Genomic DNA, 15,834 nt, shown 5'->3' with positions numbered 1-15,834 from the left:
GTGTTTAGGTGCGTCCTGTGGTTCTCTTATTGACACCTGGTCCGAGAAGCGGACCGGCACCGGCTGACACGGGGGTATGACCGCATGGCCGCAGGAGGCTTCAGCAAGCTGCCGAACGGCACGGTGGTGGTGGCACTCAACCTGCCCAGCCCCGCCACGCCGGGCGGCAGCGTGCGCGTACTCGTCCACGCCCACAACCGGGCGCGCGCCCTGACCAGGCTGCGCAACCTGGGGCTGCGGGCGGTCTACCTGCGGGGCAACGCCGCCCCGCCGACCCCGGACGAGATCACCGCGGTCCTGCACCACCCCGACGGCCTCATATGGCGCACCGCCCCGGTGGCCGGCGTCACGGGCGGCCCGGAGCTCGTCCAGGAGCTGTGGCACCCGATCCGGGCGCTCCTGAGACGCCCGGCGCCGCAGGCGTAGCGCGGTCCGGCGGGCGCTACTGGACGACCGGCTTCCCGGACAGCTCCACGCCCGCCTCCCGCAGCTCCTCCACCGCCCGCTCGGTGGTCTCGGGGGCCACCCCGGCGGTCAGGTCGAGCAGCACCTGCGTGCGGAAGCCCTCGCGGGCCGCGTCCAGGGCGGTGGCCCGCACGCAGTGGTCGGTGGCGATGCCCACCACATCGACCTCGTCGACCTCGCGGGCGCGCAGCCAGTCGGCGAGCGTCGTGCCGTTCTCGTCGGTGCCCTCGAAGCCGCTGTAGGCCGCCGAGTACGCCCCCTTGTCGAAGACGGCGTCTATCGCGCCGGAGGCGACGGCGGGGGCGAAGTTCGGGTGGAAGCCGACGCCCTCCGTGCCGGCCACGCAGTGCGCCGGCCAGGAGTGGACGTAGTCGGGGTTGTCGGCGAAGTGGCCGCCCGGCGCGATGTGGTGGTCGCGGGTGGCCACGACGTGGCGGTAGCCGGCGGGCGCCTGCCCGATCAGCTCGGTGATGGCGGCGGCCACGTCGGCACCGCCGGTCACCGCAAGGCTGCCTCCCTCGCAGAAATCGTTCTGCACGTCTACGACGATCAGGGCGCGGCGCATGGTCGGTGTCCTTCGGCTGGGTCGGCTGGGGTAGGAGGGACGGAGATTGCGCGGTGGGGACGGATCGGTGGGTGGTGCGGCGCCGGTCGGACCGCACCAGCTTTAGCTACCCGAGCCCCCGTGCAGGTACTCCGTCGGAATGACGGGTTCCCCTCGGGAGAGCTGGGTCGCGGACAGCGGGAGGTTGGCGCGGGCGGCCGCGTGCCGGTCCCGGGCGGCGTCCAGCGGCTCCCGGGCGACCACCTCGCCGCCCTTGACCAGCTCGACCAGGAGCTGCCGGTCGGCGAGATCGTCGGGCACCGGCCCGGTGCCGACCACCTCGGCCTCGGCGTAGCCGGCGGAGTCCAGTCGCCGGGCGGCCCACTTGCGGCCGCCGATCGAGGTCTTGCCGCCGCTGGACTTCTTCGCCACCGGCACCAGCGGCGCCCCGTCCGCACCGGACTCCGCGCGGGCGACCAGCTTGTAGACCATCGAGGCCGTCGGGTGCCCGGAGCCGGTCACCAGCTGGGTACCGACCCCGTACGCGTCCACGGGGGCCGCCGCCAGCGAGGCGATGGCGTACTCGTCCAGGTCCGAGGTCACGACGATCTTCGTGTCCGTGGCGCCCAGCTCGTCGAGCTGCTGGCGCACCCGGTGGGCGACCAGCAGCAGGTCGCCGGAGTCGATGCGCACGGCTCCCAGCTCGGGCCCGGCGACCTCCACGGCGGTGCGGACGGCCTCGGCGACGTCGTAGGTGTCCACGAGGAGCGTGGTGTCCCGGCCCAGCGCGTTCACCTGGGCCTGGAAGGCGTCGCGCTCGTGGTCGTGGAGCAGGGTGAAGGCGTGGGCGGAGGTTCCGACGGTGGGGATGTTGTAGCGGAAGCCGGCGGCCAGGTCCGAGGTGGTCGCGAAGCCGCCGACGTAGGCGGAGCGGGCGGCGGCGACGGCGGCCAGCTCGTGGGTGCGGCGGGCACCCATCTCGATCAGCGGGCGGTCCCCGGCGGCCGAGGCCATCCGGGAGGCGGCGGCCGCGATCGCCGAGTCGTGGTTGAGGATGGAGAGGATCACCGTCTCCAGCAGCACGCACTCACCGAAGGTCCCCTCCACCCGCATGATCGGCGAACCCGGGAAGTACACCTCCCCCTCGGGGTAGCCCCAGATGTCGCCGGTGAAGCGGTACTCGGCGAGCCAGTCCAGGGTCTCCTCGTCGACGATGTCCCGCTCGCGCAGGAAGCGCAGGACGCCCGCGTCGAAGCGGAAGTTCTCCACCGCGTCCAGCACCCGCCCGGTGCCCGCCACGACGCCGTAGCGCCGCCCGTCCGGCAGCCGCCGGGTGAAGACCTCGAACACGCTCCGCCGCCCGGCCGTGCCCGCCTTCAGGGCGGCCCGCAGCATCGTCAGCTCGTACTGGTCCGTGAAGAGCGCCGTCGAGGGGACGTCCACCGGCAGCCCAAGGTCCGCTGTGTTCATACGACGGATCGTACCCCCATTTCGTCAGTCTGACGATTTGTGGTTCCGTGGCGCCCGCCACAGGCCCGTTTGTGCGGGTGCCCCCCTGTGGTGGCAGCATGGGCCATGTGACGGCAGCCGCACCCATGGAGATCGAGAAGACCGAGTCGGCGGAGGAGGTCTTCGCCGTACCCGAGCCAGACGTGCCCTGGGTGACGATCGTGCACAACGACCCCGTCAACCTCATGAGCTACGTGACGTACGTCTTCCAGTCCTACTTCGGCTACTCGAAGGACAAGGCCACCAAGCTCATGCTCGACGTCCACCACAAGGGCCGGGCGGTGGTCTCCAGCGGCTCGCGCGAGGAGATGGAGCGGGACGTCCAGGCCATGCACGGCTACGGTCTGTGGGCCACCCTCCAGCAGGACCGGAAATGACCCACGCCCGCCCGCAGGACGGAAGTAGCTGAATCACCTCCATGCCAGGACAGTTCGAACCGCTCCCCGGCGGCGGCGCGGCCGTCGCCCTCGACGACGTCGAGATCTCCATCATCCGGTCCCTGGCCGTGCAGCTCCTGGAGCTGATCGGCCCCGGCCCCGCGGAGGACGCCTCCGACGACCCGCTCGCCGAGCTCTTCGCCGAGGGCCCGAGCGAACCGCCCTCCGACCCGGTGCTGCGGCGCCTGTTCCCGGACGCCTACGGCGACCCCGAGGGCGCCCCGCAGGCCGCCGAGGCCGAGGAGCAGCGGGCGTACTCCGCCGAGTTCCGCCGCTACACCGAGAACGACCTGCGGGCCGGCAAGCGGGAGAACGCCCTCGCGGTGATCCGCACCCTGGACGCCCTCTCCTCGGCGTCGGCGGGCGAGGCCGGGGCGGTGCTGAAGTTGTCGCCGGAGGAGTCCCAGCAGTGGCTGCGCGCCCTGAACGACCTGCGGCTGGCGATCGGCTCCCGGCTGGAGATCACCGACGAGGACGACACCGACCTGCTCTACCGGCTCCCCGACGAGGACCCGCGCAAGCCGATGGTGATGGCGTACCTGTGGCTCGGCGGGCTCCAGGAGTCGCTCGTCGCGACCCTCATGGCCTGAGCCGGACGACTGCTCCGGGCCGGACGGCCAAGCCTTGAACCGGCCATTCCGGTTACCCTCCGTGTCCGCTCAGCGGATCCTCAAATCCGGATAACGATCCCGTCAAACCGGCGCCCCTGTTTGCACCCCAGGGGCGCCTTTTGTCCGCTTCTGCCTGTGCGACACATCACAGAGCGCCTCTGTGATCGGCGCCGCGGTCGTGGTAAATCTTCACGACCGCCCGGCGAACACCACCCGAATGTTCGGCCGGGTGCGCCACCGAGCCGGCGGACCGCCGGCCAGGCAGAGAGCGGGACGTGAGGCCCGCTCGACTCCATCATCCGGGGGGATCGAGACCCGATCCGAGGCCGACGAAAGGCCCGGTTCGGCATGGAGAAAGGCGCACCACACATGACCTCTGCGCAGGTCGACACGGACAAAGCACCGGAAGAGGGCTACGAGCGCGGCCTCAACAGCCGCCAGGTCCAGATGATCGCGATCGGCGGCGCCATCGGCGTCGGCCTCTTCCTCGGCGCCGGGGCCAACATCGCCAAGGCCGGGCCCAGCATCATCCTCATGTACGCCCTCGCGGGCGTGATCATCTTCTTCATCATGCGGGCCCTCGGCGAGCTCCTGCTCTACCGCCCCGTCTCCGGCTCCTTCGCCGAGTACTCGCGGGAGTTCCTCGGCCCCTTCTTCGGATACTTCACCGGCTGGACGTACTGGCTGATGTGGGTGGTCACCGGCATGGCGGAACTCACCGCCGCCGCCATCTACATCCACTACTGGTTCCCGGACATCCCGCAATGGGTGTCCGCCCTCGTCTTCCTGGTCCTCCTCTTCGTCGCCAACCTGATCTCGGTGAAGCTCTTCGGCGAGATCGAGTTCTGGTTCTCCATGGTCAAGGTCACCGCCATCATCGGCATGATCGTGATCGGCATCGGCGTGCTCACCCTGGGCTTCAGCCAGGCCGGCGACACCGCCGCCGTCTCCAACCTGTGGGAGTTCGACGGCTTCTTCCCCAAGGGCATCGGCTCGTCCCTGATGACCCTCCAGGGCGTCATGTTCGCCTACCTCGCCGTCGAGCTGGTCGGCGTCACGGCCGGCGAGTCGGAGAACCCGGAGAAGACCCTCCCCAAGGCGATCAACACCCTGCCCTGGCGCATCGCCCTCTTCTACGTCGGCGCCCTCACCGTCATCCTGGCCGTGGTCAAGTGGACCGAGTTCGCCGAGGGCGTCAGCCCCTTCGTGAAGGCCTTCGCGGTCATCGGCATCCCGGCAGGCGCCGGAATCGTCAACTTCGTCGTGCTCACCGCCGCCCTGTCGTCCTGCAACTCCGGCATGTACTCCACGGGCCGCATGCTGCGCACCCTCGCGGACAACGGCGAGGCCCCGAGGATCTTCAACCGGCTGTCGTCGACCAAGACCCCGGCCATCGGCATCGGCGTCTCGGTCGTCTTCATGGGCATCGGCGTGGTCCTGAACTACATCGTCCCGGAGAAGGCCTTCGGCTACGTCACCTCCATCGCCACCGCCGCCGGCATCTGGACCTGGCTGATGATCCTGATCAGCCATGTCATGTACCGCCGCAAGGTCGTCGCGGGCCGCCTGCCCGCCTCCTCCTTCCCGGCACCGGGCGGCTCGGTGTGCTCCTACATCGCGATCGCCTTCCTCCTCTTCGTCACCTGCCTCATCGCCTACGACGCCGACGCCCGCGTCTGCCTGTACGTGATGGCCGGCTGGGCCGCCGCCCTCGGTATCGGCTGGGCCGTGCTCAAGAGCCGCAACCCCGAGGTCACCGAGCGCCGCGGCGAGCCGGACCTGGAGAAAATCGTCTGACCTGCGCGTTCTCGCGCACCCGGGACGTCCGGTCACCGGGGACGCTCGTGGCGTCCCCACCGGCCGCCGCTCAGGACGTCCAGCATGTGGGCCGCCCCGTACCACCCACCGGTACGGGGTGGCCCTTCTGCTTATCCTGGGCCGCATGCTGACCATCACCCAGGCCCTGTACGACCAGATCGTCGCCCACGCGCGCGAGGACCACCCCGACGAGGCGTGCGGCGTGGTGGCCGGTCCCGTGGGCGAGGGCCGCCCCGAGCGGTTCATCCCGATGCTGAACGCCGCCCGCTCGCCCACCTTCTACGAGTTCGACTCGCAGGACCTGCTCAAGCTCTACCGCGAGATGGACGACCGCGACGAGGAACCCGTGGTCATCTACCACTCCCACACGGCCACCGAGGCCTACCCCTCCCGCACCGACATCACCTACGCCAACGAGCCCGGCGCCCACTACGTCCTGGTGTCCACGGCCGACACCGACGACGCCGGAGACTTCCAGTTCCGCTCGTTCCGCATCCTGGACGGAGAGGTCACGGAGGAGGAGGTCAAGGTCGTGGACGCGTACTGAATCTCCGCCCGATCTCCGCCCATATCGCATCGCGGACGAGAGGCGTCCAAGAAGTGAGATCACACTCCGGGAGCCGGACCGGGAATCGATACGATGAGCCCATGGTTCTTCTCGACGTGAGCGAAAAGGCGCCGGGCACGCTGCTCGTGGCGCGGCTGCACGTCGACCTGTGCAGGCTGAACAGCGCCATCTGTTGATCTTCCGCTGCCGCCGTACGGCCGTGAGGCCGCGGCGGGCTGCCGCGTGCCGCCGCGCGCCTCACCGAACCCACGACACCTTCCGACAGGAGCCCTCAGCCATGGCCATCGAGGTCCGCATCCCGACCATCCTCCGCCAGTACACCGACGGTCAGAAGGCGGTGGAGGGCTCCGGGGACACCCTCGCCAAGCTCTTCGCCGACCTCGAGACCCGGCACGCGGGCATTCAGGACCGACTCATCGACAAGGCGAACGGCGACCAGCTGCGCCGCTTCGTCAACGTCTACCTGAACGACGAGGACGTCCGCTTCCTCGACGGCATCGACACCAAGCTGTCCGACGGCGACAGCATCACGATCCTGCCGGCCGTCGCCGGCGGTATGGCCTGATAGCCGATGCGTTACGACTCCCCGCTGGCCGCGGTGGGCAACACCCCCCTGGTGCGCCTGCCGCGGCTCTCGCCGTCCGACGACGTCCGCATCTGGGCCAAGCTGGAGGACCGCAACCCCACCGGCTCGATCAAGGACCGCCCCGCGCTCCACATGATCGAGCAGGCGGAGAAGGACGGCCGCCTCACCAAGGGCTGCACGATCCTGGAGCCGACCAGCGGCAACACCGGCATCTCGCTCGCCATGGCCGCCAAGCTCAAGGGCTACCGCATCGTCTGCGTGATGCCGGAGAACACCTCCCAGGAGCGCCGCGACCTGCTCGCCATGTGGGGCGCGGAGATCATCTCCTCCCCGGCCGCGGGCGGCTCCAACACCGCCGTACGGGTCGCCAAGGAACTCTCCGCCGAGCACCCGGACTGGGTGATGCTCTACCAGTACGGCAACCCGGACAACGCCGGCGCCCACTACGCCGGCACCGGCCCCGAGATCCTCGCCGACCTGCCCTCGGTCACCCACTTCGTCGCCGGCCTGGGCACGACGGGGACGCTGATGGGCGTCGGCCGCTACCTGCGCGAGCACAAGCCCGACGTGAAGATCGTCGCCGCCGAACCGCGCTACGACGACCTGGTCTACGGCCTGCGCAACCTCGACGAGGGCTTCGTACCCGAGCTGTACGACGCCTCCGTCCTCACCACCCGCTTCTCGGTCGGCTCGGCGGACGCCGTGACCCGCACCCGGGAACTCCTCCAGCAGGAGGGCATCTTCGCGGGCGTCTCCACCGGCGCCGCCCTGCACGCCGCCATCGGCGTCGGGAAGAAGGCCGTGAAGGCCGGCGAGAGCGCCGACATCGTGTTCGTCGTCGCCGACGGCGGCTGGAAGTACCTCTCCACCGGCGTCTACACCGCGGCCACCACCGAAGAGGCCATCGACACCCTCCAGGGCCAGCTCTGGGCCTGAACGCCGTTCACCGGGCGAGGTGACGGACCTGGTCCCACAGGGCCGGGTCCACCTCGCCCACCCGGCGCCGGAAGTCCCGCACCGGCACCTGGCGCAGCTCGTCCGTCTCCAGGAAGCTCGTCCGCCCCCGCGCGTCCCCGACCGAGCCCGGCGGCAGCGTGATCACCCCGGCCCGCTCCTCCCGGTACCGGCTGGTGATCTTCGCGACCAGCGCCCGCCGCCCGTGCACCGAGATCACCAGACACGGCCGGTCCTTCGCACCCGGCGCGTCCTCGTACGGCACGTTCGCCCACCAGATCTCCGCCGGCCGCGGCCGGGGCGCCCGCCCCCGTGGCCCGGTGGGCCGCCCGGGCGGACGCCGGCTGCCACCCGGCCGCGGCGGCCGCCGCCCCCGCCCCCACCCGTCGACGACCACGGCGACGAGCGCGAGCAGCACCGCCGCCGCGAAGGCGAGCCACCACGACGTGTCCATACCGACGACGGTACCGGCGTACACGTCCCCCGCGCGCCCCCTCCACGGCCCCGCGCGCCCCGGGTCCAGCCGAACCGGTGACACCACAGGTGAGTTCGCCCACAACGGCCCCTGGCGGAGGAGCGACCAAAGGTTTTGCGCCTTACGCTCGACAAACCGCACGACCCCCGTCTCTCCACACGCGCCAGCGGAGGTTTCTGCTTCATGAAGCTCACCGTCGTCGGCTGCTCGGGGTCGTTCCCGTCCGCGGAATCGGCCTGCTCGAGCTACCTCGTCGAGGCCGACGGCTTCCGGCTGCTCCTCGACATGGGCAACGGCGCCCTGGGCGAGCTGCAGCGCCACTGCGGTCTCTACGACCTCGACGCGATCTTCCTCAGCCACCTGCACGCCGACCACTGCATCGACATGTGCGCCTACTTCGTGGCGCGCTACTACCGGCACGACGGCGGCCGCTGCGCCCCCCTCCCGGTCTTCGGACCCGAGGGCACCGAGCACCGGCTCACCACCGCCTACGCCGACACCCCCTCGGCCTCCTCCATGAGCGAGGTCTTCGACTTCCACACGGTCAAGCCGGGCACCTTCGAGATCGGCCCGTTCACCGTGCACACCGACCGCGTCGCCCACCCCGTGGAGGCCTACGGCATCCGCGTCGAGCACGGCGGCCGGTCGCTGACCTACTCCGGGGACACGGGCGTCACCGCCGCACTGGACGAACTCGCCCGCGACAGCGACCTGTTCCTGTGCGAGGCTGCCTTCACGCACGGCAAGGAGAACATCCCCGACCTGCACCTCAACGGCCGCGAGGCGGGCGAGACCGCCACCCGCGCCGCCGCCCGGCGCCTGGTCCTCACCCACATCCCGCCGTGGACCGACCCCCGGGTCAACCTCGCCGACGCGCGCGAGGCGTACGCCGGACCGGTGGAGGTGGCGGCGGCGGGGGTGACGTACGAGATCTGAGCCCGGCATCGGCATGACGAAGGGCCCCCGAACCGCTGACGGTCCGGGGGCCCTTCGTCATGCCGTGGGGCGGAGACTCACGCCTTCGTGAGGTCCTCGATCTCCTCCTCGGGCTCGCGGCCCGGGGTCTTCAGATCGAACTTGACGATCGCGAAGCGGAAGACCACGTAGTAGATGACCGCGAAGACCAGACCGATCGGAATGATCATCCATGGCTTGGTGGCCAGACTCCAGTTCAGCGCGTAGTCGATGAAGCCCGCCGAGAAGTTGAAGCCGTCATGGACGCCCAGTCCCCAGGTGATCGCCATCGAGGCCGCGGTGAGCACCGCGTGGATGACGTACAGGAGAGGCGCGATGAACATGAAGGAGAACTCGATCGGCTCGGTCACACCGGTGACGAACGAGGTCAGCGCGAGCGAGACCATCATGCCGAGGACGGCCTTGCGGCGCTCCGGGCGGGCGGCGTGCGCCATCGCCAGCGCGGCGGCCGGCAGACCGAACATCATGATCGGGAAGAAGCCGGACTGGTACATGCCCGCGGAGGGGTCGCCGTGCAGGAAGCGCGGGATGTCGCCGTGCCAGACCTGACCGGCCGCGTCCGTGAAGTCACCCAGCTGGAACCACGCCACCGTGTTCACGAACTGGTGCATGCCGACCGGGATCAGCGCACGGTTCACACCGCCGAACAGGGCCGCACCACCGGCGCCCAGGCCGGTCATCCACTCACCGAAGTTCGAGATGCCCTCACCGATGGGCTCCCAGACCAGACCGAAGAAGACACCGACCACGATGCCGACGAAGGCCATGATGATCGGCACCAGGCGCCGGCCGTTGAAGAAGCCGAGCCAGTCCACCAGCTTGGTGCGGTGGAACCGCTGCCACAGCACGGCGGCGAGCAGACCCATGATGATGCCGCCGAGCACGCCCGGGTCGTTGTACGTGGCCGCGACATCCGCCCCGTCCTGGACCACCGCCTCGGTGACCGGGAAGGCCTCCAGGACCTTGCTGTAGACCAGGAAGCCGACCACCGCGGCCAGCGCGGTCGAACCGTCCGCCTTCTTGGCGAAGCCGATGGCCACGCCTATGCAGAACAGGATCGGCAGCGAACCGGTCAGAGCCCCGCCCGCGTTGTTGAAGACGGCGGCGACCTTGTCCCAGCCGAGGCCGTCCTTGCCGAAGATGTCGTCCTGGCCGAGCCGGACCATGATGCCCGCCGCCGGCAGCACGGCGATCGGGAGCTGCAGGCTGCGGCCGACCTTCTGCAGACCCTGGAAAAGACCAGATCCCCGCTTCTTTGCGGGGGCCGCCTTGTCGGTGGCGGTGCTCATACTTCCTCCATCGGGTGGTGGTCTACACCACTCAGTGGTGTAGACCTGTTTTAGCACGATGAAGGCGGCGTAAGGAACCCGCGATTCCGCGACCGGGACGCTACGCGCAGTACCGGTTGGAGACCCCGCGCGGACCCCGCCCTGGAGCCCCGACGAGACCCCCGGGGAGGGGTCCGCCGAACACCCCGCGAGGGCGTGCCGAAGGCCCCCGGCCGGTCGCTCCGGGGGCCTTCGCGAGACCACGGTCAAAGGGTACGTGAGGGTAGGTGAGGTCTACACCTTCGTGACGTCCTCCACCTCGTCCTCCGGCTCCCGCCCCGGCGTCTTCAGGTCGAACTTCGTGATCGCGAACCGGAACACCGCGTAATAGACGACCGCGAAGCACAACCCGATCGGAATGATCAGCCACGGCCTCGTCGCCAGGTTCCAGTTGATGACGTAGTCGATCAGCCCCGCCGAGAAGCTGAACCCGTCCTTCACGCCCAGCGCCCACGTCACCGCCATCGACGCACCCGTCAGCACCGCGTGCACCGCGTACAGCACCGGAGCGATGAAGAGGAACGAGTACTCCAGCGGCTCCGTGATCCCCGTCACGAACGACGTCAGCGCCACCGACAGCATCAGACCGCCCACCTCCTTGCGGCGGTGCGGCTTCGCGCAGTGCGTGATCGCCAGCGCGGCGGCGGGCAGCGCGAACATCATGATCGGGAAGAAGCCCGAGGTGAACTGACCCGCGTCCGGATCACCCGCCAGGAACATGTTGATGTCACCGTGCACCACCGTGCCGTCCGGCTTCGTGTACGAACCGAACTGGAACCACATCGGCACGTTCAGGAACTGATGCAGACCGATCACCAGCAACGCCCGGTTCGCCAGCCCGAACACGCCCGCACCCCACGCGCCCAGCCCCGTCAGCCAGTCGCTGAAACTCTCCAGCGCGTCACCGATCGGCGGCCACACCCACAGGCACAACGCCGCGAACGCGATCGCCACGAACGCCATGATGATCGGCACCAGCCGGCGCCCGTTGAAGAACCCGAGCCAGTCCACCAGCTTCGTACGGTGGAACCGCTGCCAGAAGTACGCCGCCAGCAACCCCATCACGATGCCGCCGAACACCCCCGGATTCTGGTATGTGAACGCCGTCACCGTCCCCGAACCGTCCGTCAGCTGACAACCGACCTGCGGAACCGCCTCGGACCCCTCCGGACAGTCCTCCGGGAACTGCCGCAGCACGTTCCAGTAGACGAGGAACCCCGCCACCGCCGCCAGCGCCGTCGAACCGTCCGCCTTCTTCGCCATCCCGATGGCCACACCCACGCAGAACAGCAGCGGCAGCCCCAGCGAACCGTCCAGCAGCGCACCGCCCGCCCCCGTCATCACCTTCGAGACGTTCGTCCACCCCAGACCGTCGTCACCGAAGACGTCCGGCTGCCCCAGACGATTGAGAATGCCCGCCGCGGGCAGGACCGCGATGGGCAACTGCAGACTGCGCCCCATCTTCTGCAAGCCCTGGAACGCCTTGTTCCAACGGGCACGAGCAGGGCTGACCGCGCTGTCGGCACTCATCCGGTCTCCATCCGGTCGCCGGTACACTGGTGTAGACCAGTTGACAGACGGCTCCGCCGCCGTGACGCCATCATTCGATACAGACCCCACGATGGCTCGCGAAGATGGGCCAACTGTGGGTTACTGCCACAAAGCGGCTCGGATCAGGGAGAAAGAACATGGCCAGCAAGGCTGAGAAGATCGTCGCCGGCCTCGGCGGCATCGACAACATCGACGAGATCGAAGGCTGCATCACCCGCCTCCGCACCGAGGTCAACGACCCCGACCTGGTCAACGAAGCCGCCCTCAAGGCCGCCGGCGCCCACGGCGTCGTCAAGATGGGCACCGCCATCCAGGTCGTCATCGGCACCGACGCCGACCCCATCGCCGCCGAAATCGAAGACATGATGTAAGCGCCCCGCGCACATCGCGCTCCCGAGCGCACCGCGCTGCCTGACGCGCACAGCGCCCCCGAGCGCACCGGGCGCCGAAAGGCGCCCCCCAGGGGCCCTCCCGCCACACACCACGGGAAGGGCCCCTCCCCATGCCCCGCTAGGCTCACCCGCATGTCACGCATCGACGGCCGCACCCCCCAGCAACTCCGCCCCGTCACCATCGAACGCGGCTGGAGCAAGCACGCCGAAGGCTCCGTCCTCGTCTCCTTCGGCGACACCAAAGTCCTCTGCAACGCCTCCGTCACCGAAGGCGTCCCCCGCTGGCGCAAGGGCAGTGGCGAAGGCTGGGTCACCGCCGAATACGCCATGCTCCCCCGAGCCACCAACACCCGCGGCGACCGCGAATCCGTCAAGGGCCGCATCGGCGGCCGCACCCACGAGATCAGCCGCCTCATCGGCCGCTCCCTGCGCGCCGTCATCGACTACAAGGCACTCGGCGAGAACACCATCGTCCTCGACTGCGACGTCCTCCAGGCCGACGGCGGCACCCGCACCGCCGCCATCACCGGCGCCTACGTCGCCCTCGCCGACGCCATCACCTGGGCCCAGCACACCAAGAAACTGATCAAGCCCAGCCGCAAGCCCCTCACCGGCACCGTCTCCGCCGTCTCCGTCGGCATCGTCGACGGCACCCCCCTCCTCGACCTCCGCTACGAGGAAGACGTCCGCGCCGACACCGACATGAACGTCGTCTGCACCGGCGACGGCCGCTTCGTCGAGGTCCAGGGCACCGCCGAAGCCGCACCCTTCGACCGCGACGAACTCAACACCCTCCTCGACCTCGCCGCCGCCGGCTGCACGGAACTCGCCGAACTCCAGCGCAAGGCACTTGATACCGTCCTCGAAAAGTAAAGAGCACGCCAAGAAAGGCGGCCGGGACACGCAACTCGACCGCCCACCACGGCGTCACTAGCAGTACGAGCGGCAGCACAGCAGTTCCACGGGCGTACAGCCGAAGCCGGTTGTACGCCCGCCGCCGCACCGACCGCACACGGGCCGCCCGGCCCTGTCCCAAGGGGAGGACCGAGACCCATGGCCGCGAGCCGCCACCGCAGCCTTCGCCGCACCACCGTCACCGCCGCAGCCGTGGCGACCTTCGCCCTGACGGCCGGGTTCACCACCGGCTGCGACGCCGTCGACAAGGCACTCGACTGCGTCCAGACCGCCGACGCCATCGCCGACAGCGTCACCGCCCTCCAGCAAGCCGTGGAGAACGCGTCCAACGACCCGACGCAACTCGAGGAATCCCTCAACTCCATAGACAAGAACCTCGACAAGATCGGCGACCAGACCGACAACGCCGACGTCGACAAGGCCGTCGAAGACCTCGGCAAGGCCGTCGACAACGTCCGCACCTCCGTCGAGAACGGCGACAACACCCCCGACCTCAGCCCCGTCACCGACGCGGCCGGCGAACTGACCAAGGTCTGCACGCCGTAGGGACGGGCCGGCGGGACGGACTCAGGGGTCCGGAATACTGGACCCCATGACCCGCCTCATCCTCGCCACCCGCAACGCCGGAAAGATCACCGAACTCAGGGCCATCCTCGCCGACGCGGGCCTGCCCCACGACCTCGTCGGCGCGGACGCCTACCCGGAGATCCCCGACGTCAAGGAGACCGGCGTCACCTTCGCCGAGAACGCCCTCCTCAAGGCCCACGCCCTCGCACAGGCCACCGGCCTGCCCGCCGTCGCCGACGACTCCGGCCTCTGCGTCGATGTCCTCAACGGCGCCCCCGGCATCTTCTCCGCCCGCTGGGCCGGCCGCCACGGCGACGACAAGGCCAACCTCGACCTCCTCCTCGCCCAGATCGGCGACATCGCCGACGAACACCGCGGCGCGTACTTCGCCTGCGCGGCGGCGCTGGCCCTGCCCGACGGCACGGAACGAGTCGTCGAGGGCCAGCTCCGAGGCACCCTCCGCCACGAGCCCGCCGGCACGGGCGGCTTCGGCTACGACCCGATCCTCCAGCCGGAGGGCGAGACGAGGACGTGCGCGGAACTCACGGCGGACGAGAAGAACGCGATCAGCCACCGCGGCAAGGCGTTCAGGGCACTGGTGCCGGTGGTGCGGGAGCTTTTGGGTTGAGGCGTGAGGGCCGCCCACATGGGCGGCCCTCACCGTGGGTGCGGCCGATGGGAGTCGAACCCACATGGGCAAATGCCCCGAGGCACCTAAAACCTCTGCTTATACCATTCAGCAACGGCCGCATTGCGGCCATGCTACCGGTCGTCAGCCACTTGCCTACCGCGGCCTCCGCGGCACCAGGTGTCCGTGGAGGCGTGGCAGTTCGGGCAGAGCAGCCTCAGGTTCGCAGGCCGGTCATTGCTCCAGTCACCGTCGATGTGGTCGACTTCCAGTGTCATCGGCTTGCCGAGCCATTCGGGGCCGGTGCCACACTCTGCACACTGCTCCGCCACGCCGATTTCGCGAAGCGCCCGGCGCAGCAAGACGGTCTTTGTCCGGCGCTTGCCGTCGTGTTTGACCAGGATCTCCTCAGGACGCTTCAGCGGCGTCGTGCCCACCCCGCCCCGTTGGTGCGCTTGGCCAAGGAAGTGAGCCGTCGAGATGCTCTCTTCGGCGAGCCACTCACGCAACAGGGCGCGCTGGGCGCCCCCGTCCGGGCGTCCCAGTCGGCGAAGTAGTTCAGCGATCGAGACGGAATCGGCGACTGCGGCACGCAGTTCTTCGGCACTGGGGCGGAGGAGCCTGCCGGAGGGCGCGAAATGCGAGATGTCGATGCCGAAGTAGGTGAACCGTCTCGTGAGGTACCTACGGAGATGGCCGTACGGCTGGGTGCCGAAGAAGGCGATCACCTCGTCGATGCTGGAACACTGCGCGGCGGCTTCTGTGAGTCGATCGCGGGTGTAGCGCACTCCGTTGCTCATGCGTGGGTACGCCCTTTACCCCGTCCCCGGTAATTGTCAGTCGTCGAGTGGCAGTTGGGGCAGAGGAAGCGGAGGTTCTCAATGCGGTTGTCCCGCCAGTTGCCATCGATGTGATCGACCTCCAGAGGGAGTGGGCACCCTCGCCAGACGGTTCCAGTGCCGCAGAGGGCGCACTGCTCCGGCGTGCCCGTGGTCTTCATGGCCCACTTGAGGCGGTCGCTCGGAATACGCCGGGCCTGGGAGGGCAGCTGCGCGACGAGCACCCCTTCCGGCGTCCGGGGGCGCCGGGCCTTGCCCTTCCGGGTCGGCATCCGAAAGTGCGAGATGTCGATGTCGTATGCCTTGATCCGGCGGCTGATGTGCGTGTGGTGTCCGCCGACCACTTCAAGCCCGAGATGCCGCAGCACCTCACACATGTTGGTGGAGGCCGACACGGCTTCCTGAAGGATCTCTCTGGTCCACTTCACTCCCTCGCGTTGGAAGTGGGATACATCCACTCCTAGCTTCTTCATCCGCTCCAGCACATACCGTCGCGTCGAGCCCTTCGGATCCACCCCCAACCGCACCAACGCCTCCGACAACGTCCGCGCCCCCCGAGCCGCCTCCTCCAGCCGCTCCCGGCTGTACACGCTCGCCCCCATCGATTCCCCTCCGTCCCCGGCCACCCGTTCGCAGCCTCGTACGGAGTAACGAACCGTTTATCGGACGGTC

At 69.3% G+C, this 15,834-nt stretch carries 20 protein-coding genes and 1 tRNA gene; 13 read left to right on the top strand and 8 right to left on the bottom strand.

From position 1 onward, the window contains the following. Positions 1-84 precede the first annotated feature (84 nt). Positions 85-426: a hypothetical protein gene (locus ACLIN4_RS13395; RefSeq protein WP_043372516.1), complete on the top strand. Its 342-nt coding sequence runs from the start codon at positions 85-87 to the stop codon at positions 424-426. Between the two features lie 16 nt (positions 427-442). Here the strand turns inward: ACLIN4_RS13395 and ACLIN4_RS13390 are convergent, their stop codons facing one another. Beyond that, a complete protein-coding gene (locus ACLIN4_RS13390; protein ID WP_019325662.1) occupies positions 443-1,030 on the bottom strand; it encodes a nicotinamidase in 588 nt (195 codons plus the stop codon). Positions 1,031-1,132: 102 nt separating this feature from the next. After that, positions 1,133-2,479, bottom strand: a complete 1,347-nt coding sequence (locus ACLIN4_RS13385) for a nicotinate phosphoribosyltransferase (protein ID WP_289903055.1) — start codon at positions 2,477-2,479, stop codon at positions 1,133-1,135. A gap of 98 nt (positions 2,480-2,577) precedes the next feature. On the opposite strand from ACLIN4_RS13385, the gene clpS reads away from it, so the two are divergent. The 7 genes from clpS to ACLIN4_RS13350 all read left to right on the top strand — a co-directional run bounded on the left by clpS (position 2,578) and on the right by ACLIN4_RS13350 (position 7,474). Beyond that, positions 2,578-2,895: an ATP-dependent Clp protease adapter ClpS gene (gene clpS / locus ACLIN4_RS13380; RefSeq protein WP_043372525.1), complete on the top strand. Its 318-nt coding sequence runs from the start codon at positions 2,578-2,580 to the stop codon at positions 2,893-2,895. Between the two features lie 41 nt (positions 2,896-2,936). Then, positions 2,937-3,545, top strand: a complete 609-nt coding sequence (locus tag ACLIN4_RS13375) for a DUF2017 domain-containing protein (RefSeq protein ID WP_100049232.1) — start codon at positions 2,937-2,939, stop codon at positions 3,543-3,545. Between the two features lie 390 nt (positions 3,546-3,935). Continuing rightward, positions 3,936-5,363 carry an amino acid permease gene (locus tag ACLIN4_RS13370; protein WP_289903056.1) on the top strand — a complete coding sequence of 476 codons (1,428 nt, stop codon included), beginning with the start codon at positions 3,936-3,938 and terminating at the stop codon, positions 5,361-5,363. A gap of 145 nt (positions 5,364-5,508) precedes the next feature. After that, positions 5,509-5,931: a Mov34/MPN/PAD-1 family protein gene (locus tag ACLIN4_RS13365; protein WP_100049234.1), complete on the top strand. Its 423-nt coding sequence runs from the start codon at positions 5,509-5,511 to the stop codon at positions 5,929-5,931. A gap of 101 nt (positions 5,932-6,032) precedes the next feature. Further along, positions 6,033-6,128 carry a putative leader peptide gene (locus tag ACLIN4_RS13360; protein ID WP_310873142.1) on the top strand — a complete coding sequence of 32 codons (96 nt, stop codon included), beginning with the start codon at positions 6,033-6,035 and terminating at the stop codon, positions 6,126-6,128. A 101-nt stretch (positions 6,129-6,229) separates the two neighbouring features. Next, positions 6,230-6,517 carry a MoaD/ThiS family protein gene (locus ACLIN4_RS13355; RefSeq protein WP_100049235.1) on the top strand — a complete coding sequence of 96 codons (288 nt, stop codon included), beginning with the start codon at positions 6,230-6,232 and terminating at the stop codon, positions 6,515-6,517. A 6-nt stretch (positions 6,518-6,523) separates the two neighbouring features. Beyond that, complete coding sequence (locus tag ACLIN4_RS13350) at positions 6,524-7,474, top strand: PLP-dependent cysteine synthase family protein (protein ID WP_100049236.1); 951 nt, start codon at positions 6,524-6,526, stop codon at positions 7,472-7,474. A gap of 7 nt (positions 7,475-7,481) precedes the next feature. Here ACLIN4_RS13350 and ACLIN4_RS13345 read toward each other — a convergent pair whose 3' ends face one another. Next, the gene (locus tag ACLIN4_RS13345) at positions 7,482-7,946 is read right to left on the bottom strand and encodes a type II toxin-antitoxin system PemK/MazF family toxin (RefSeq protein WP_219176656.1); all 465 of its coding nucleotides are present in this window, start codon (positions 7,944-7,946) and stop codon (positions 7,482-7,484) included. A gap of 204 nt (positions 7,947-8,150) precedes the next feature. Between ACLIN4_RS13345 and ACLIN4_RS13340 the strand changes: the two genes are divergently transcribed. Further along, positions 8,151-8,903: an MBL fold metallo-hydrolase gene (locus tag ACLIN4_RS13340; RefSeq protein WP_289903058.1), complete on the top strand. Its 753-nt coding sequence runs from the start codon at positions 8,151-8,153 to the stop codon at positions 8,901-8,903. Between the two features lie 77 nt (positions 8,904-8,980). On the opposite strand, the gene ACLIN4_RS13335 is transcribed toward ACLIN4_RS13340, so the two are convergent. Together ACLIN4_RS13335 and ACLIN4_RS13330 are read right to left on the bottom strand one after the other, a co-directional pair. Beyond that, positions 8,981-10,231 (bottom strand): PTS transporter subunit EIIC, encoded by a 1,251-nt coding sequence (locus ACLIN4_RS13335; protein ID WP_107479390.1) that lies wholly within the window; start codon positions 10,229-10,231, stop codon positions 8,981-8,983. A gap of 273 nt (positions 10,232-10,504) precedes the next feature. Next, positions 10,505-11,800, bottom strand: coding sequence for a PTS transporter subunit EIIC (locus ACLIN4_RS13330; protein ID WP_289903983.1), 1,296 nt, complete (start codon positions 11,798-11,800; stop codon positions 10,505-10,507). Positions 11,801-11,958: 158 nt separating this feature from the next. Between ACLIN4_RS13330 and ACLIN4_RS13325 the strand changes: the two genes are divergently transcribed. From ACLIN4_RS13325 to rdgB, 4 genes are all read left to right on the top strand, one after another. Further along, positions 11,959-12,192: a glucose PTS transporter subunit EIIB gene (locus ACLIN4_RS13325; protein ID WP_007388582.1), complete on the top strand. Its 234-nt coding sequence runs from the start codon at positions 11,959-11,961 to the stop codon at positions 12,190-12,192. Positions 12,193-12,345: 153 nt separating this feature from the next. Continuing rightward, the gene (gene rph, locus ACLIN4_RS13320) at positions 12,346-13,086 is read left to right on the top strand and encodes a ribonuclease PH (RefSeq protein WP_100049668.1); all 741 of its coding nucleotides are present in this window, start codon (positions 12,346-12,348) and stop codon (positions 13,084-13,086) included. Positions 13,087-13,266: 180 nt separating this feature from the next. After that, a complete protein-coding gene (locus ACLIN4_RS13315) occupies positions 13,267-13,674 on the top strand; it encodes a hypothetical protein (RefSeq protein WP_100049667.1) in 408 nt (135 codons plus the stop codon). A 46-nt stretch (positions 13,675-13,720) separates the two neighbouring features. Then, entirely contained in the window at positions 13,721-14,323 is a 603-nt protein-coding gene (rdgB, locus tag ACLIN4_RS13310; protein ID WP_269956436.1) for an RdgB/HAM1 family non-canonical purine NTP pyrophosphatase, read from the top strand. A 39-nt stretch (positions 14,324-14,362) separates the two neighbouring features. On the opposite strand, the gene ACLIN4_RS13305 is transcribed toward rdgB, so the two are convergent. From ACLIN4_RS13305 to ACLIN4_RS13295, 3 genes are all read right to left on the bottom strand, one after another. Continuing rightward, positions 14,363-14,445: transfer RNA gene (locus ACLIN4_RS13305), tRNA-Leu, on the bottom strand. Positions 14,446-14,457: 12 nt separating this feature from the next. Then, a complete protein-coding gene (locus ACLIN4_RS13300) occupies positions 14,458-15,123 on the bottom strand; it encodes an HNH endonuclease signature motif containing protein (RefSeq protein WP_107479392.1) in 666 nt (221 codons plus the stop codon). Further along, complete coding sequence (locus ACLIN4_RS13295; protein WP_107479393.1) at positions 15,120-15,764, bottom strand: HNH endonuclease signature motif containing protein; 645 nt, start codon at positions 15,762-15,764, stop codon at positions 15,120-15,122. The genes ACLIN4_RS13300 and ACLIN4_RS13295 overlap by 4 nt, the downstream gene beginning before the upstream one ends. Between the last annotated feature and the right edge of the window lie 70 nt (positions 15,765-15,834).

This window comes from Streptomyces mutabilis (genome assembly GCF_046628145.1).
In the GTDB taxonomy this organism is placed as follows: domain Bacteria; phylum Actinomycetota; class Actinomycetes; order Streptomycetales; family Streptomycetaceae; genus Streptomyces; species Streptomyces mutabilis.
Note: the sequence above shows the minus strand (reverse complement) of the source record. Positions and strands in the feature narration are given on the sequence as shown.

What these genes read in the sequence shown, in the direction of transcription:
- ACLIN4_RS13330 (WP_289903983.1), bottom strand. Translation starts at nt 11,800, where the DNA reads ATGAGTGCCGACAGCGCGGTCAGCCCTGCTCGTGCCCGTTGGAACAAG.
- ACLIN4_RS13340 (WP_289903058.1), top strand. Translation starts at nt 8,151, where the DNA reads ATGAAGCTCACCGTCGTCGGCTGCTCGGGGTCGTTCCCGTCCGCGGAA.
- ACLIN4_RS13335 (WP_107479390.1), bottom strand. Translation starts at nt 10,231, where the DNA reads ATGAGCACCGCCACCGACAAGGCGGCCCCCGCAAAGAAGCGGGGATCT.
- ACLIN4_RS13315 (WP_100049667.1), top strand. Translation starts at nt 13,267, where the DNA reads ATGGCCGCGAGCCGCCACCGCAGCCTTCGCCGCACCACCGTCACCGCC.
- rph (WP_100049668.1), top strand. Translation starts at nt 12,346, where the DNA reads ATGTCACGCATCGACGGCCGCACCCCCCAGCAACTCCGCCCCGTCACC.
- ACLIN4_RS13300 (WP_107479392.1), bottom strand. Translation starts at nt 15,123, where the DNA reads ATGAGCAACGGAGTGCGCTACACCCGCGATCGACTCACAGAAGCCGCC.
- ACLIN4_RS13395 (WP_043372516.1), top strand. Translation starts at nt 85, where the DNA reads ATGGCCGCAGGAGGCTTCAGCAAGCTGCCGAACGGCACGGTGGTGGTG.
- ACLIN4_RS13385 (WP_289903055.1), bottom strand. Translation starts at nt 2,479, where the DNA reads ATGAACACAGCGGACCTTGGGCTGCCGGTGGACGTCCCCTCGACGGCG.
- ACLIN4_RS13365 (WP_100049234.1), top strand. Translation starts at nt 5,509, where the DNA reads ATGCTGACCATCACCCAGGCCCTGTACGACCAGATCGTCGCCCACGCG.
- clpS (WP_043372525.1), top strand. Translation starts at nt 2,578, where the DNA reads ATGGGCCATGTGACGGCAGCCGCACCCATGGAGATCGAGAAGACCGAG.
- ACLIN4_RS13375 (WP_100049232.1), top strand. Translation starts at nt 2,937, where the DNA reads ATGCCAGGACAGTTCGAACCGCTCCCCGGCGGCGGCGCGGCCGTCGCC.
- ACLIN4_RS13355 (WP_100049235.1), top strand. Translation starts at nt 6,230, where the DNA reads ATGGCCATCGAGGTCCGCATCCCGACCATCCTCCGCCAGTACACCGAC.
- rdgB (WP_269956436.1), top strand. Translation starts at nt 13,721, where the DNA reads ATGACCCGCCTCATCCTCGCCACCCGCAACGCCGGAAAGATCACCGAA.
- ACLIN4_RS13325 (WP_007388582.1), top strand. Translation starts at nt 11,959, where the DNA reads ATGGCCAGCAAGGCTGAGAAGATCGTCGCCGGCCTCGGCGGCATCGAC.
- ACLIN4_RS13390 (WP_019325662.1), bottom strand. Translation starts at nt 1,030, where the DNA reads ATGCGCCGCGCCCTGATCGTCGTAGACGTGCAGAACGATTTCTGCGAG.
- ACLIN4_RS13360 (WP_310873142.1), top strand. Translation starts at nt 6,033, where the DNA reads ATGGTTCTTCTCGACGTGAGCGAAAAGGCGCCGGGCACGCTGCTCGTG.
- ACLIN4_RS13370 (WP_289903056.1), top strand. Translation starts at nt 3,936, where the DNA reads ATGACCTCTGCGCAGGTCGACACGGACAAAGCACCGGAAGAGGGCTAC.
- ACLIN4_RS13295 (WP_107479393.1), bottom strand. Translation starts at nt 15,764, where the DNA reads ATGGGGGCGAGCGTGTACAGCCGGGAGCGGCTGGAGGAGGCGGCTCGG.
- ACLIN4_RS13345 (WP_219176656.1), bottom strand. Translation starts at nt 7,946, where the DNA reads ATGGACACGTCGTGGTGGCTCGCCTTCGCGGCGGCGGTGCTGCTCGCG.
- ACLIN4_RS13350 (WP_100049236.1), top strand. Translation starts at nt 6,524, where the DNA reads ATGCGTTACGACTCCCCGCTGGCCGCGGTGGGCAACACCCCCCTGGTG.